General features: G+C 50.9%; 14 protein-coding genes. 3 read left to right on the top strand and 11 right to left on the bottom strand.

Annotated features, from left to right (window positions below; genetic code table 11):
• The first annotated feature begins 24 nt into the window (after nucleotides 1–24).
• From QZN53_RS09270 to QZN53_RS09260, 3 genes are read left to right on the top strand one after another with little or no spacing between them, the layout of a single operon-like run.
• The gene (locus tag QZN53_RS09270) at nucleotides 25–975 is read left to right on the top strand and encodes a glycosyltransferase (RefSeq protein WP_163438714.1); all 951 of its coding nucleotides are present in this window, start codon (nucleotides 25–27) and stop codon (nucleotides 973–975) included.
• On the top strand, nucleotides 975–1877 hold the full coding sequence (locus QZN53_RS09265) for a glycosyltransferase family 2 protein (protein WP_163438713.1): 903 nt from the start codon (nucleotides 975–977) through the stop codon (nucleotides 1875–1877). The genes QZN53_RS09270 and QZN53_RS09265 overlap by 1 nt, the downstream gene beginning before the upstream one ends.
• Entirely contained in the window at nucleotides 1861–3321 is a 1461-nt protein-coding gene (locus tag QZN53_RS09260) for a hypothetical protein (protein ID WP_205428134.1), read from the top strand. The genes QZN53_RS09265 and QZN53_RS09260 overlap by 17 nt, the downstream gene beginning before the upstream one ends.
• 47 nt (nucleotides 3322–3368) lie before the next feature.
• Here QZN53_RS09260 and QZN53_RS09255 read toward each other — a convergent pair whose 3' ends face one another.
• The 11 genes from QZN53_RS09255 to QZN53_RS09205 form a co-directional block, all read right to left on the bottom strand.
• A complete protein-coding gene (locus QZN53_RS09255; protein ID WP_163438712.1) occupies nucleotides 3369–3797 on the bottom strand; it encodes a PTS sugar transporter subunit IIA in 429 nt (142 codons plus the stop codon).
• Nucleotides 3798–4811: a phosphotransferase gene (locus QZN53_RS09250; RefSeq protein WP_163438711.1), complete on the bottom strand. Its 1014-nt coding sequence runs from the start codon at nucleotides 4809–4811 to the stop codon at nucleotides 3798–3800.
• Nucleotides 4812–4883: 72 nt separating this feature from the next.
• Nucleotides 4884–5900 carry an ABC transporter permease subunit gene (locus tag QZN53_RS09245; protein WP_072797323.1) on the bottom strand — a complete coding sequence of 339 codons (1017 nt, stop codon included), beginning with the start codon at nucleotides 5898–5900 and terminating at the stop codon, nucleotides 4884–4886.
• 15 nt (nucleotides 5901–5915) lie between these two features.
• On the bottom strand, nucleotides 5916–6746 hold the full coding sequence (gene dapB, locus QZN53_RS09240) for a dihydrodipicolinate reductase (protein ID WP_088627742.1): 831 nt from the start codon (nucleotides 6744–6746) through the stop codon (nucleotides 5916–5918).
• Nucleotides 6747–6828: 82 nt separating this feature from the next.
• On the bottom strand, nucleotides 6829–8877 hold the full coding sequence (locus QZN53_RS09235) for a transglutaminase domain-containing protein (protein ID WP_294652686.1): 2049 nt from the start codon (nucleotides 8875–8877) through the stop codon (nucleotides 6829–6831).
• Nucleotides 8874–10007 (bottom strand): DUF58 domain-containing protein, encoded by a 1134-nt coding sequence (locus tag QZN53_RS09230; RefSeq protein WP_163438710.1) that lies wholly within the window; start codon nucleotides 10005–10007, stop codon nucleotides 8874–8876. Before QZN53_RS09230 ends, QZN53_RS09235 begins: the two co-directional genes overlap by 4 nt.
• Nucleotides 10008–10081: 74 nt before the next feature.
• Entirely contained in the window at nucleotides 10082–10993 is a 912-nt protein-coding gene (locus QZN53_RS09225) for a MoxR family ATPase (RefSeq protein WP_163438709.1), read from the bottom strand.
• Between the two features lie 18 nt (nucleotides 10994–11011).
• On the bottom strand, nucleotides 11012–11839 hold the full coding sequence (locus QZN53_RS09220; RefSeq protein ID WP_163438708.1) for a deoxyribonuclease IV: 828 nt from the start codon (nucleotides 11837–11839) through the stop codon (nucleotides 11012–11014).
• 61 nt (nucleotides 11840–11900) lie between these two features.
• A complete protein-coding gene (locus QZN53_RS09215) occupies nucleotides 11901–13328 on the bottom strand; it encodes a S41 family peptidase (RefSeq protein ID WP_163438707.1) in 1428 nt (475 codons plus the stop codon).
• A gap of 81 nt (nucleotides 13329–13409) precedes the next feature.
• On the bottom strand, nucleotides 13410–14165 hold the full coding sequence (locus tag QZN53_RS09210) for a glycosyltransferase family 2 protein (RefSeq protein WP_294652678.1): 756 nt from the start codon (nucleotides 14163–14165) through the stop codon (nucleotides 13410–13412).
• Entirely contained in the window at nucleotides 14158–15228 is a 1071-nt protein-coding gene (locus tag QZN53_RS09205) for an NAD-dependent epimerase/dehydratase family protein (RefSeq protein ID WP_163438706.1), read from the bottom strand. The genes QZN53_RS09210 and QZN53_RS09205 overlap by 8 nt, the downstream gene beginning before the upstream one ends.
• Nucleotide 15229 lies beyond the last annotated feature (1 nt).

Genomic DNA, 15229 nt, shown 5'->3' with positions numbered 1-15229 from the left:
CATTATATTTATATATTGTGGGCTATGGCAAAACTCTGCATCGTAATGGCAACGTACAACGGCGAAAAATATCTTTCGCAAATGCTAGATTCGCTAGTCAACCAGACAAGACCTGCGGATTCTATCATTGTCGTTGACGACGGCTCTGCCGATTCGACCGTAACAATCCTCGAAAGCTACGCCGACAGGCTCCCCTTAAAGATTATCAAGTTTGAACACAACCAGGGGCACCGTGCCGCATTTTCAAGAGCCCTCGAAGAAGCTCAGAAGATTCTTGATGAAAACGATTACATTGCGCTTGCCGACCAAGACGACATTTGGCTTCCGCAAAAGCATGAGCTATTGATCAAGGAAATCGAAAGCCGCGACGTGGATCTTGTTTTTGGCGATGCCGAAGTCATCGATGCCGACGGAAAAAAGACCGCCGATTCTTGGCGCGCCCTCGGGCAGATTCCCGAGCACCTTTCTTTGCAGGCGATCATGACCGGCTTTACCGACGTGACCGGTTGCATGGTCCTCTTCCGCGCAAGCCTTCTCAAGGACATTCTCCCGATTCCCGTTGCAGTTCCTGTCCACGACCAATGGATTACATTCTGTGCGTCTGCAAGGAACGGCTACGCATCAATCAAGGCGCCCGTCATTCAATACCGCATTCATGGTTCTAACGCCATCGGGCTTGGTCACACGCACACTTGGACCGGAAACCTGAAGTTGAACCTGGGCTGGGCCAAGATGTTGCGCGAAACGCCGCATTACCAGAAGCTGAGCGCTACCGACCAGAAATTTTTGAACGTCTATATTTCCTATGTCGAAAGCAGACTCACAAAGTTTATTCTGCCCGGTTACCTTTTCTGGATTGTCAAGAATGCGAAGGCGCTTTACCCACACGTAACGTCGAAAACCGCAATACTCCCTCGAATCCTGTACGGAATCATCGGCGCTAAATTTGCAGCCAAGTTCATGGGAAGGTCGTAATGCAAACCTGCGCAGTCCTTGTCAACTATAAGAATGCGGCCTTGACGGTAAGGTGCCTACACGCCTTGGAACGTGGCACCGTCAAACCCGATCTTGTTTATGTAATAGACAACGCGACTTGCGAAGAGTCCCAAAAGATTTTTCAAGGCGAAACTTTTTCGATTCCCGTAAACTTCATTTGGAACAAGCACAATGTGGGTTTTGCCGCCGCAAACAACCAAGGCGTGCGCGCCGCACAGGCCGAAGGCTTTGACGGATACGTTTGGCTAATCAACAACGACACCGAGCCTAAGGAAACCGCCCTCGAAAAACTGCTGCAGAAAGCGAAAGAATCGGGTGCAGGCATTACGGGTTCCTTGATTGTAGACGAAAAAAGCAACTACATCGGTGGCGCAGGAACCACGCATGCAAAGCTCGCATCGGTTGGTCGCCCTCAAGCGCCCCATGGTTCGGACGTCCCCCATTTTGATTATATCGAAGGCGCTTCGTTCCTCATTTCGCCCGAATGCATTAAGAAAGTCGGTTTGTTGAGCGAAGATTTTTTCTTGTATTTTGAAGAAAGCGATTACTGCTATAGGGCAAAGAAAGCGGGATTCTCGCTTGCCTGGGCTACCGAAAGTATTGTCAGCCATAGAATCGGCTCAAGTACCGGAAGTGAAAACGCCAAGGGATGCGTTCCCTTCTTTATCGATTGCCTGATGATACGCAACCGCATTCACTTTGCCAAGCGCAACGGATTCCCCGCTGTCGGCATTTGGGCCGGATTCCTGATTTCGCTTGCCATACGTATCAAGCGTCGCCAGCTCAATCGCGTTCTGAAAATTATCGAAATTACCCTTTCTACGAAAAGACTTAAGAAATTCATTGAAAGCAATGGTGGCTACTATGAAATTCATGACTAAAAATCTTTATTGGGGATTGTTTTTTGCAGTCTCTGTGAATGCTGCAAACGCCACAAGTCCTTTCAACGAAAGCCCCGCCCACTTTACGTTCGCCGATTCCGCGCGCCACCACGAGGTGAATATTGGCGCACAGTTGCTTGACACCCTTGCGATTACGAACCTGACGAATGCCCCTACGCATTACGACAATTCCGCCTCGGTGCGCCTGTTTTTGAACGGACACTTTACCGAACGATTCTTGTTCAACGCCCGCGTCAAGGTGAGCACGGACCACACAAATAAAGAAATCTACGATAACTTTTACAACCCGAGCGAAGGCATCCCCTACAACAAGCAGAGCGACAACAAACGCACTTGGGATCTTTTTGCAGCTAATGCCAGCTATGACTTGAACGCCGTGAAGCTCCTTGCCGGATTCGATTACTTGAGCATGGGTCCCGCCCGCCGCAACCACGTGATTCTGCGTGGCGAACAGAGCAATTACCGCCCGTGGCAAGATTCAACAAGCCGCATTTACGAGCCCGCCCCCACGCCGTATTTCGGCTACCAGTTTGAATTAGGCCCGATTGTTTATTCGCAGTACGCCATGAAGCTTTTCGAGAAGAAAAACTTCGGCAAGTACATGCACGTACACCGTTTGGACTTGAGCCTGCCCAAGAACATTACACTGGGCCTTTCGGAAACCGCCCTCTACGGGAGCACAACCGAAGAGATCCCGAACCCGAATGAAGACGCCGATAGCACCGGTCGCGAATTTGAATGGGCCTATGTGATTCCGTTCATTCCTTACGTTTTCCAAGAACACCTGCAGGGCGACCAAGACAATATTTCGCTCGCGTTCGATTTGAGCGTGAAGACGATTCCTCATTGGGAATTTTACGGAGAACTCTTGTGGGACGACATGAAGTCCCCCACATCTATGTTCGATGACGGCTGGTGGGGCAACAAGTGGGCCACCTCTGTCGGCGTCGCCCGCGACAGCCTTAAGCTCGGCAGCACGCTTTGGAACTGGTACTTGGAATACACCCGCGTTGAACCTTGGGTCTACACGCACCACAAGGGCGGTGGCTACACGTACCGCAGTTATTCCCAGAGCCTCGGCACCGATCTCGGCCCGAACAGCCAGGAAGTTTACAGCGAAGTCAGCGGTTCTTATAAAGTTGAAAGCGGCCTGCTGAAAGACGCCTTGTTCAAGGGAACGCTGCATGCAAGCGCCGTCGCCAAAGACACCGCCTTCGGCGGCAACATTACCGACATGCACACGCCCGAAAGCGCCACCGACAAGAAGTTCTTGAACGACAAGACCACCTTGCACTACATAGAAGTTGGCGGTAAAATCGAAATCAAGCCGTGGGAATGGATGACATTCCGCGCGGGCTATGACCGTTACTTTGGCGATTACGAAGGCTTCCGCGCCATGGTAGGCGGAAGCGTGCAATACTAATTAATTACAGGAAGAACGTCATTGCGAGCATCATTGATGCGAAGCAATCATTCCTCGAACAGAGCATTCAACTGTTCGGGGGTTTTTGCATCCAGCGCTTGAGCTCGCCACTGCGGGTTCAGCAGTTTGCGCGCAATACCAGCGATAAACTGTGTATGACACGTTGCAGACTCCGCCGGAGAAAGCAGCAAGCAAATGTATTGCGGCACTTGTCCTTGCTTTACAGCGATGTCGGTAAAGCCCTTCGGACAAACCGCAAATGCAAACAGAGGCTGCGGAAGTCCCGGCACGCGCGTATGCGGCAAGAGCAGACCCTCGCCCATATAGATTCCCTGGGACACACGTTCCGACAAGGACTTCCATGTTACCATGGGATCGAACTTGACCGGACCATGCACCAAGGCATCGTAAGCAAAGCCCAAAGCCCGAGCAAAGGACTCGGGTTCTGCATAATGTTTTACGTATATCGGTTGCATTTATACCAGTGCGTTGTCCATGAAGTCGAAGGTCTTCGGCGAAGTCGCCTTGGCAATCTTCTTGAATTCATCAAAGACAACACGCAACTGACGCTTACCCGGTTCAATGTACTGTTCAAACTTCTGGATTCCCTTGACCTTGCTCAAGAAGCAATAGGCGCCCATGGCCTGCATCACGCGCTGCAAGCTGGCGTGAATAAAGGCTTCCCAAGCGTCATCCTTGGTGTAGGTCTTGGTTTCGCGATAAGAAACGCGCCAGTATTCAAAGAAGTCCTTGATTTCGGTCAGAGAAAGTTCTACGTACGGGTCCCACAAGAGAGAGGCCAAGTCATAGAACATGGCACCGCGGCGAGCGCCCTGGAAATCCACGAAAGCAATTTCGGAATTCGGTTTGACCATGATGTTCTGGCTCTGGAAATCGCGATGCATCAGTACCTTGTGCTGGGCTTCCACAGAAACTGCAATCAAGGAATAGAAGTTACGTACGTATTCAGGAATTTCCTGAATGCCTTTGAAATTCTTCAGGTAGTTTTCAGTAAAGTAGTCGGTTTCCCACTTGAGAGCGGCGAAATCGAAGCGACGCAGCCAGAGGTCGGAACGAGAGCTGAAAAGCGAGCGGGAAATGTTCTGCCACTTGATCAAAGAATCGATGACTTCGGGGTAGAGAATGCGAACGTTGCCCGTCTTCTTTTCGGAACCCGGAGAAACAATGTTGTCGAGCAAATTGTGTGCGCCCAGGTCTTCTTGAAGCACGGAGCAAGAGGCTTCGTCTACGCAATAAATCTTAGGAACCGGAAGTCCGAAAGAGTTGAATGCTTCGGCATAATCCACAAAACGCTTAAAATCATCATCCACCGAGGCAGAAACCTGCAACACGGCACTCTGCTTACCGGAGGCAATTCGGTAATACTTACGGCCCGAACCGGCACCGGCGATAGAGGTGACTTCGTAATCGGCATAGCCGCGGGACTTCAAATACTTTTCAATAACAGGCGAAACAATTTCGTTATTCATGCCTTCCAATATAAAAAAAATGATTCCACGTTAGTGGAACCGAATCCGTGTGGCAATAAAAAAGCTTTCTTATTACGAGAATTTAATACGCGGGTCTACGAGCGTGTAGAGGATATCGCTGAAAAGGCGGCCAATCATCGCCATCAAGCTGCTGAGGAAGATGACGCCCATGACCACGTTATAGTCGCGGTTCACCATGGAGTTGTAGTAAAGCAAGCCCATGCCGTCGATATCGAAGACCTTTTCAATAAGGAGCGCGCCCGCAAACATCAAGGTGCAAATTTCGGAAAGGCGCGTGGCAATGGGAATCAGGGCGTTACGGAGCGCGTGGCGAACGAGCGCCTGGTTAAAGCTCATGCCCTTCGCCAGAGCCGTACGCATGTAATCTTTGCCCAGTTCCTCCAGCGCGGAATTCTTCATGAGGAACGTGAGGAACGCGAATTCGCTAATCATGTAGCAGAAAATCGGCAGAATCAAATGGTGTCCTAGGTCCACAATCTTTTCGAAGAAGGTAAAGTCCTCGAAGTCATCGCTTGTGAGGCCGCCCAGCGGGAAAATGTCCAGGTACGAACCGCCTGCGAGGAAGATAATGAGCAAGATACCGAGTGCATAGCCCGGCATCACGTAGCCCGAGAAAATCACGCCCGAAGAAAGGGAATCCAGCTTGCTCCCGTGATGCACCGCCTTCCAGAGGCCAAGGGGAATGCAGACCAGGTAGCTCAGGAAAAACGAAGTAATACCAAAGAACAGCGAAATCGGGAAACGGCTCGTAATCACGTCCCACACAGGGAGGCCATAGGTATAGCTAGAGCCCAAGTCCAGGTGCAGAACGTTCCAGAGCCAAGTCAGGTAACGTTTCCAGGCGGGTTGGTCAAAACCGAAGTACGCCTGGATTTGCGCAATCTGGTCGGGCGAGAGCGCCTTGGAGGCATCTACCCCACCCTTCATGGCCGCAGCCTGCTGCGCACGCGAAATCATTTCCTCCACAGGTCCACCCGGCAACAGCTGGATAAGGATAAAGCATACCAGTGAAATCCCGATGAGAGTCGGGATCATCAAAAGTAAGCGGCGGAGGATATAAGAACGCATGACCTTACAATGCGATTAGCGCATCTTGCCGGAGCGGAGCACGTCCATCATGTTGAAGGGTCTTGCCGTTCCGTTTGCAATGTGGCAAGCGAGGAAATTCACGGCGTCCACAGTACCTTCGGCGTAAATCTTACGACCGCACACGTTATGCTGGAATTCAAAGTGAACCGTGCCATCAGCGCTGTCGAGGCTGTAGGTGTGGAAAGCGTGACCGCCGAGGTATTCTTCGGGCACGTGCATGCGTTCCATCTGTTCCTTTTCGTCACGAACCTTTTCGATATCGTCAACGGTGAAGTCAAAACCCATCTTCTGGAAGTCACCCACCACGGCGCGTGCGGTACCGCTGGTGTCAGCCTTGGTCTTCTGGTGGCTTTCCACCACGGAGAGCTTGTAACCGCTAAATGCCGTCGGAAATTCCTTGGCCAAGAATTCAATCATCGTCTGGAAAGCGACAATCTGCTTTGCCATGTTCGGAGCAATCACGCTGGGGTGATTTGCGTCGGCAACGAGCTTGGCGAGAGCTTCGCGGTCGCCGCCGGTGGTGCCCATCACGAACGGAATCTTGTGCTTGACGTAGAAAGCGGCGTTGTCATTCACGGCCGTCGGATGCGTATAGTCAATGCAAATGACGTTCGGGTACTTTTCAAGAACTTCGCCAATGCGAGCTTCGCGATTGCTCGGCTTCAAAAGTTGGATGGTCTTGCCGGCGACTTCGGCTTCGTTTTCAACGATAATTTCACCCGTCAGAGAATACGGGACGAGTTCGAGACCGCGGGCCACGCAGGTTTCGGCCACAATGCGGCCCATGTTGCCCGGAATACCATTTACCATCACTTGTACAGACATAATAACTCCTAGTTTTTGGGAGGAAAGATAGAAAAATGTGAAATGTGAGATGTAAAATGTGAGATGAGAAATCAATCATTACTCATTTCACATTATTAAAGGTTTCTCTCCAACGGTGTTCTTCGTAGTCATCTAGAACGAGCAAAGCGAGGTGCGCTCTTTGAATCTTTTTAAGAGGGGTTTGGTCCTCGGCGAGGTGTGAAAGCGCAATCCTGATACGAGCCGCAAATTTGCCGACAGTTTCGCCGGGCTCCCGTCTAAAGCCGGCGCGGGCTAAATCACGCTCGGCGCGGTTCAGCTTGTTTACCCATTCTAGAGACCGCGCCGAGACATAAGCGCGATTCTTGGAGCTTAATTTATACGCAATATAAATCTTGCGGCCCGCAAAGCCCGCTACAAGAATTACGAATACCGCATACAGAATCGGACTTTCCAAGAGGGCGGTCGATTGATTCTGCCAGCTATCGACAACGCGGCGCCACTCGCCTTCTTTAAGAGCATGCATCACGCGGGCGAAACGCCCGCGCACGCCCTCCCATTTAACGCTCCACCAGCTGGGCGCATCCGCAAACTGCGGCAAAATGGGAGGCGTCGGATCGAAGATCACCCAGCGATTATCCACATACGCTTCGACCCATGCATGCGAATGCTTGCGGCGGAAAATGCTATAAGGCAAGCCCTCGACAATTTCAGGATTCGCAAAGCCCGTCACGTACCGTGCCGGAATTCCCAATCGGCGAAGTACCAGCACCGAAAGCGTCGCATAATATTCGCAGAAACCTTGCTTTTCGCGCCAGAAAACCGCCAGCGGTTCATTCTTCGCGCCGCCCCAGCGAGATATTCCCGGTACCGTAAGCGAATACGTGAAATTCGTGAGGTAATAGGCAAGCATTTTCTGCAATACCAACGAATCCGCAGTCACAGAATCGGACACAGCGGTATCGCGCAAGTCCATCGCCACAATCACAGAGTCAATCAGCGGCAAGTAGCGCTCACCCACCATCAAGTCGCCTTCGCCCGGAGCCAGCAGAGAATCCGGCATTTTACAAGCCTCCGGCGCATTCTCCGCCGAGACAGGCCGACATTTAAAATAATGCCAGTCAGAGCGTTTTCCATTACCATTCAGGCCCTGCACCATACCGCCTGAATAATAAGTCAACGAGTCCACATCTTTTGCCGCAAAGCCCACGGCACCATAGGGCGCAAACACAAAGCCAAAATTATCCAGCGTCGATTGAACCCAGATTTGTTCCACCTCGCGCAAGGAATCGGCCTTCGTCAGCGAATCCGCAGTCTCAAACACAGCATAATCTACCTGGTAGTAGGCCGGATAAAGTCTAGTCGTAAATTGTGTAGGCAACTTCCAAATGCCCGCCACATACTTTTCGTAGCTGGCCGCCTTAAAGTATCTTGAGGGCTGTTTATCCCACACACGCAACACGACTTGGCTATTGTAGCGGGAATTGTAATTACTCCCAAAGCTACCCAGTGCCGCGACCGGATCAAAGCCCATCATTCGTTCGCGCTGGTAATAGTTTTCGGCCATTTGCACCCCATAGCGGTAACGCTGCGTTTTCCAGTATTGCCAACCACCGTAAGAGATTGCGCAGAGCACTGCAATCACGAGCAAAAAGAGCCCGTACTTGTAAGGTGCCGTACCGCGGCGGCTATAAGCACAAAGCGCAAGCAAAAATCCAACGAGTCCGACAAAGCCCCAGCCATGCGGCACCATATACATTCCAAAGAGTAACGCGCCCACGCCATCGAAGGCGACAAAAACCTCAAAACCGCCATTTCCGCGGCTCCGTTCCTGCAACGCCGCCAAATACAGCAAGTAAATTCCCGGCAAGAAAATCAAATAAGGCGACACGCCGTTTTCAACGGACGGCGTCATCACCCAGAAAAGCGCTAGCGGCACTATCGCGCCGTAAGCCAAAATCTTGTTGTAACGCGGACGTTTCGCAAATTCGCGGCGACGCGTCGCATTCAGCACACCGATGACCACAAAGTAGATTGCAAATAAAAGGCCAAGCCACAAGAAATCAAAGGTATGGCCCAGATTCACCGAAGCTAGGCAAAGGAACAACACCTTGAAGGCGTAGCGGATGTCTACTTTCTCGCTCGCCATCATAGCGTCACCCTCTCGCCATTCAAATCTTCAGGCGAAACAATCAGCAATTTGTCTTCGGTCGAGGCCGGCTGCGTTCCGACCACGACATGCTTGTTCACAAGCGGTTCATCGTTTTCGTAAAGCCCAATGCGGAGCACCGGATCCATCGGGCGCGCTGCAGGCGCCCAAGGTTCCGGCTGTTTTGCATGCGCAAGCGATGCAGGCGGAATTCTCGCCAAAGCATCCAGCAGATTCTTGCGGCTTTCGCTACCGCCATCCAAGGCAATTTCTTCACTATCGATAAAAAATCGCCCAAGAATTTCGCGGTCCAAGAGCCACTCACCCACCGCCGCCGTCATACGAATCGCATGTTCCAAGTACTGTCGCGACTTGAAATTCGGAGTGGCTGTGTCCAGGAGCAAAATAATGCCAGCGCCACGCTCAATTTCAAATTCTTTCGTGAAAGGCTTTCCGTAGCGGGCAAAAGCCTTATGGTGCAAGTCACGCAGAGAATCGCCTTCGCGGTAAGGCCGCACGCCGATAAAATTCATGCCGCGAGTAAGGCTTGGCATCAAGAAGGGCGCAAACGCCATGCCCGAAGCGCCCTGCGTCAGGAATGGGAATTCCTGCACCTTGAGCGCCCGCGGGTAAACCAGCAATTCTACCGAGCCGTTAAAGCCATAAGGCCAGCGCAAAAGTCCCATAATTTCAGGCACATTCGCCGAAACCTTATTCAGCATGAAGGAGCCGCGGCGCGTTGTGCGCACATGGCATTCCATTTTGCGCGGCGGCTCGCCCTTCTTAATCTTCTCGCGGTCCGATTCAAAGCCTGTCAGCGAGGGCGGCAAACGGTTCGCGCCCAAAGTCACGCAGTCAATCGTCGAGCGCACTGCCACATACGCCGTGACCGTAGCCGTTTCGCCTTCGCGCACACGATTCACCGACACGCTTTCAATCCAAATCTTACTCCGCTTTGCCGTCACGAACAGGCTAAAGACAAGCCCCAAGAAAAGCAGGAAATCAATGCCCGCAAAAATCCAGGCCGCCCAGAATCCAGGCACCGCCCCCGCAAACATCGCCAGCAAAAACAGAGACGCAAACGCGCGGCCCGCCGGAGTAAAGTAATCCAGCCACCAAAAGTAAACAGCCATCAAAATCCCCGATTTTTTCGGGGCCCGCGGAATCGCGTTCAACAGCCATTTAGCAAAGGAAGACATGCGCGTCCTTACTTAGGAATCGCCACCTGCTTTAATATTCCCTGCAGAATCTTTTTGCTGGCTTCAGGGTCACCGCTGTCCTTGGCGAACACGCGGTGTTCCATCACCGGGAAGAACACGCGCTGAATGTCATCGGGATTCACAAAATCGCGGCCATTCACATACGCACAAGCCTGCGCCATGCGCACCAGGTTCATGCCCGCTCGTGGACTTGCCGCGAGACGCACGCCGCCGTCGTTACGCGTTGCCTGCACCAAACTCACAATGTAGCGTTCCAGCGATTCATCAATATGAATATCGCGCACCTTAACGCGAGCCTCTAAAATTTTCTCGGGTGTCGTTACCGCCTTCAATGCATCAATCGGGCGACTGCTGCGATGCGCGCGCAAAATTTCAAGTTCGGTTTCTGCCGTCGGATACCCCACGGAAATGCGCACCATAAAGCGGTCCATCTGCGCTTCGGGCAACGGAAATACACCGTGGAATTCCACCGGGTTTTCGGTCGCAAGCACCATGAAAAGTTCAGGCAACTTGTAGCGTTCGCCTTCCAGCGAAACCTGGCGTTCTTCCATCGCCTCGAGCAAGGCACTCTGCGTACGCGGCGAGGCTCGGTTGATTTCATCGGCCAAAAGCACCTGCGTAAACACGGGGCCTTTCTTGATTTCAAAGTCGCCCGTATTCGCCTTGAATACCGCACCGCCCGTCACATCGGCAGGCAACAAATCCGGCGTAAACTGGATTCGCGCAAAGTTAGCCCCAATGGCAGCCGCAAGCGCCTTCGAAAGCGTCGTCTTGCCCGTGCCGGGAACATCTTCCACCAGCACGTGACCGTCCGCCAACAGCGCCATCACCAAAAGTTCCACCGTCTCGGACTTTCCGAGCAGCACCCCATTTAAAGCATGAATTAAGTCTTTAACCATGCTTTAAATATATATCTTTTATTTTGAGCGCTCACGCATCAAGGCAATTTCTTTAGCATAGCCGGGCAATTCATTCGGAGTTTCCAAGTAAAACGGCAAATTCTTGAGTGCCGCATGGTTCACCACCCGCGTCAGCGCATCCAAGCCGATATACCCCGCCCCTAAAACCTCATGACGGTCCTTGTGGCTACCCATGGGGTTCTTGCTATCGTTCAAGTGAATCGCCTTCAAACGCTTCAGGCCTATCACCTTGTCAAATTTTTCAAGGACACCATCCAGGTCGTCAATAATATCATAACCGCCATCGAACACATGGCAAGTATCCAGGCAAACTCCCAGTTTATCGCCCAGCTCTACGCGGTCAATAATGGCACGCAGTTCCTCAAAAGTACGGCCCACCTCGGAGCCCTTGCCCGCCATCGTTTCAAGCAGCACAAGCGTCTTTTGTTCCGGCTTTAAAATCTGGTTCAGCGCGCGAGAAATCAAGTCCACGCCCACTTCGACACCTTGCTTCACATGGCTGCCGGGGTGAAAATTGTACATCGCCCCCGGAAAGTGATCCATACGCCAGATGTCATCTATCATGACATCAACGGCATACTGTCGCAAGCCTTCGTCAGCGGCACAAGCATTCAGCGTATAAGGAGCATGCGCCAGAATCGGGGCAAAATGATTGTCTTCCAGCAGCTTGACAAGCGACTGGGCATCAGCGGCGTCAAAGGGCTTTGCCGACCCGCCGCGAGGATTCCGCGTAAAAAACTGAAAAGTATCAGCGCCAATCGAAAGCGCCGTCTGCCCCATGGCCAAAAAGCCCGCCGAAGATGATAAATGACAACCGATATGCATAGAATAAAATTTAGCTCTATACCAAAGAAAAAGGGGTTCGTTTTCGAACCCCAAGTCTTATTTATCGAATAATTCTGTACTTTGGCTTTACAACCTTATGTCCAAGCTTACCGCCAGCGCGCTCAGCTTCTTTCGAAAAATGTCCGAGTTTTTCTTTACCATAACCGGCTGTACGTTCGTATTTCGCTTCCGTTGCAAGTTCCACAGCCTTTGCCATCTGCTCATCCGGATCCGAAATTTCAAAGTCAGGGACAATACCTACATCTTGGAAAAGTCCCCAGTTTTTGTCATAGGAAACAATTGTTGTAATAATAGCCAGGCCTTCGGGAACCAAGAAGTCCGGCATAAGTCCTTCTTCGTTTCCAAAGACATAAAATTGTCCTATCTGCTTTCCATAAGACAATTCACCAACAATCGGAGCCTTTTTGCTGATACCTAGAGCAGAAAGAAGGACTTCCGAGCAGCTTGCAGACCAATCATTTTCAAGCATGACCAGGTAACGGTCTTTTGCACTTCCGTCTTTTTCAGCAACAACGGCTGTCGTATCAAAAATTTGAACGAGCTTTGTCTTACCATCCTTCTTGACAGAACCAACATCGGTCACCACGTCAATAACACTCGTGTCACCTTTTGCAAGGAACTCAGCAGTCATAGGGTAGCACTCTTCAATATCACCACCGCCATTTTCACGAAGGTCAATGATAAGGGACTTGTATTTTTCTGTTTGCTTCAGAGCTTTTTTAAATTCCTCATAGGTTCCAGCACCATCAATCGATTGGCTGGAAAATTCCGTAATTTGGATAACGGGAATAGAATCTCCCTTTTCATTTTTTTCGTAATGCAAATAGACGGTCGGTTTACTTACAAAACCGACAACTGCTTTGACTTCTGCGATTTCACCATCTCTGAGAACATACATAGAAATGGTATCGCTTTCGGCATCTTCCATGCCCTGATAGACATCCCCTAAGCCATAGACGTCCCCAACCCTAAGTCCAAGTTCCTTGGCTTCGTCACTCACGCTGGTAATAACGAAAAGTCCATCTTCAATTTCACTGGGTTCCGATTCAATTCCTACAAGGTCATAATCGCCAGAAGCCATCATTTGTTCAGCGATTATCGGAGCTACAGAGGGATCATAATAATGAGTATAGGCGTCAGCCATCTGGTTGTACATATAACACACATCGTAGTATTCCTTTGTACAAGCAGTCTGTCCAGCAGGATCCTTTGCATCTTTGGACGAGCCCTTGCCAAAATAGGCATCGACATCATCAGCAAGTTCATCACGAGAATGCCCATAAAAGTAAAGAAGGTCAAGCAATGTAAAATTGGTATTCAACTCTTTGTATGCCGGAGTCTCTTTTGCGGGATCCAGATTTTCAACATCTCCAGAATTCGTACTAGACGACGAGGATTCGTCAGAGCAGGACGACATAAAAGTTATTACGCAAGAAAGCGCAACCAAGCCTAAAAATTTCTTTTTCATATAATCTCCTTGAATTGAGGCCGAAAATATAAAAAAATAAACTTTTGGACAGCTTTTTGTAACATTAATTTCGTTAATATTTTACGCAAACAATCTTCTTGCGACTTGACTTAAAACTCTCAAGCCATAGGTAACCACATTCAAGTTCGATTTTTCATCGGCGTAACGCGTCGGAATCGGAAGTTCCGCAAGCTTGTAGCCCAAAGAATCCGCAATCGAAATAATCTCGAGATCGATATCGAACGAAGAACTCAATTTATCCAATTCAAGCGTCCTCAAAAACTCGGAATCGTACACGATAAATCCGCTGTGGCGGTCCGTGAGTTTCTGGTAAAAGGCAAAATTTTCAATCAAGGTCAAGAAGGTTCCGCCCAAACGCTTGTACAAGGGCATATTTCCGGCTTTAGCTCCGCCGCGGGTCAAATGGCGAGAGCCCTGCACCAAGGCAAACTTTCTTTCGTCTCCGTGGTCAACATGGTTGACCGTCCTGAGATAGTCAAAAAACTCATCCAGCTGTTCTGCCGGGTACTGTCCGTCGCCATGCAAACAGGCCACCAGTTCAGCACCGGAACGGAGCCCTTCAGCCAAGCCTTTCTTAACCACAGCGCCATAGCCCGAGTTCTGTTCAAAGCGCATGTAGCGCAATCTCGACTTTTTGCAATCATCAAGCGTCGCTACAAAATTTTCAAAAGCACCACGAGTATCATCAGTGGAACCATCATCAATCACCAAGATAAACGATGTTTTCCAAACCTCGTCGGAAATTTTTTGTAAAACCGAGACGAGTGTCCCCGCCACATTATAGGCGGGTATGAAAACGAAATAGTCGTTAGCCATCATTGCTCCCATAATGATTAGCAAACCAAGTTAAAGATTCTTGAAGCGCTTCTTTCAGCGGAATTTTCGCCTTAAAGCCAAGCAAGCGTTCCGCCTTTTCAACAGAAGGCAGGCGGCGCAGCGAATCATCGTAGCCCTTGCCGTAATACTCTTCGCCCGAAACGACCTCGACTCCGGGAACCTCGCTTTCAGGAATTCCCTTGACCGAAGCATACACCGAGCGCATCAATTGCGCAAGTTCCGCAATCGAGACCTCGTTTGCCGCATTGCCCACATTAAACGCCTGCGAAAGCACTCCGGCACGACGTTCCGGATTTTCGCCTGCAGCAAACACGCAGAACATAAAGTCCACCGCATCGTGCACCGAGGTAAAGCAACGTCTGGCCAAGCCGCCGTTTACAAGCTTAAGCGTTTCGCCACGAACAAGCGCCGTCGAAAAATTCGCAAGCACTCGCGGAATTCCTTCGCCATCGACACCCGGCATAAAGTCCATGAACGGGCCCACGAAATTAAACGGGCGGACTACCGTCCAATTCAAGCCCGCGAGCCCTGCCAAATAGCGTTCGGTCAAGAGTTTCGCTGTCGCATAGCTCCAGCGGCTCGCCGCTACCGGCCCAAGCACAATTTCGGACTCGTCTTCGAGAAGCGCACCCGAATCAGCCGCCGTCTTGCCGTAAATTTCAGAAGTCGAAAAATGGATCAACCAGCTACCGCTCTTGGCACAAGCATCGGCCAATACACGCGGATGGTCGTAATTGCTGCGAATTACCTCGGCCGCTTCGGCCATGTAGCGCCCAGGCGTACAGATGGCGGCCAAGTTCACCACGAGCGGGAACTGCGCAATGCGCGCCACCACCTCGGGGTCCGCAAGGTCTGCACTCAAGAATTCAAACCGTGGATTCGTCAAATGCTCTTGAATGCGGTACGAATCCAGGTCAACGCCAAAAACACGCCAATTCGTGCGTTCAAAAATGGCGCGCAAAAGGTGACTACCAATAAAACCACCGCAACCCACAAGGGCTACGGTGATAGAGGTGTCTTCAAATTTGAGAGTCGCGTTCAAG

This window comes from uncultured Fibrobacter sp. (assembly GCF_900316465.1).
Classification (GTDB): domain Bacteria; phylum Fibrobacterota; class Fibrobacteria; order Fibrobacterales; family Fibrobacteraceae; genus Fibrobacter.
The sequence above is the reverse complement of the archived record's forward strand: the minus strand, read 5'-3'. Positions and strand labels throughout refer to the sequence as shown.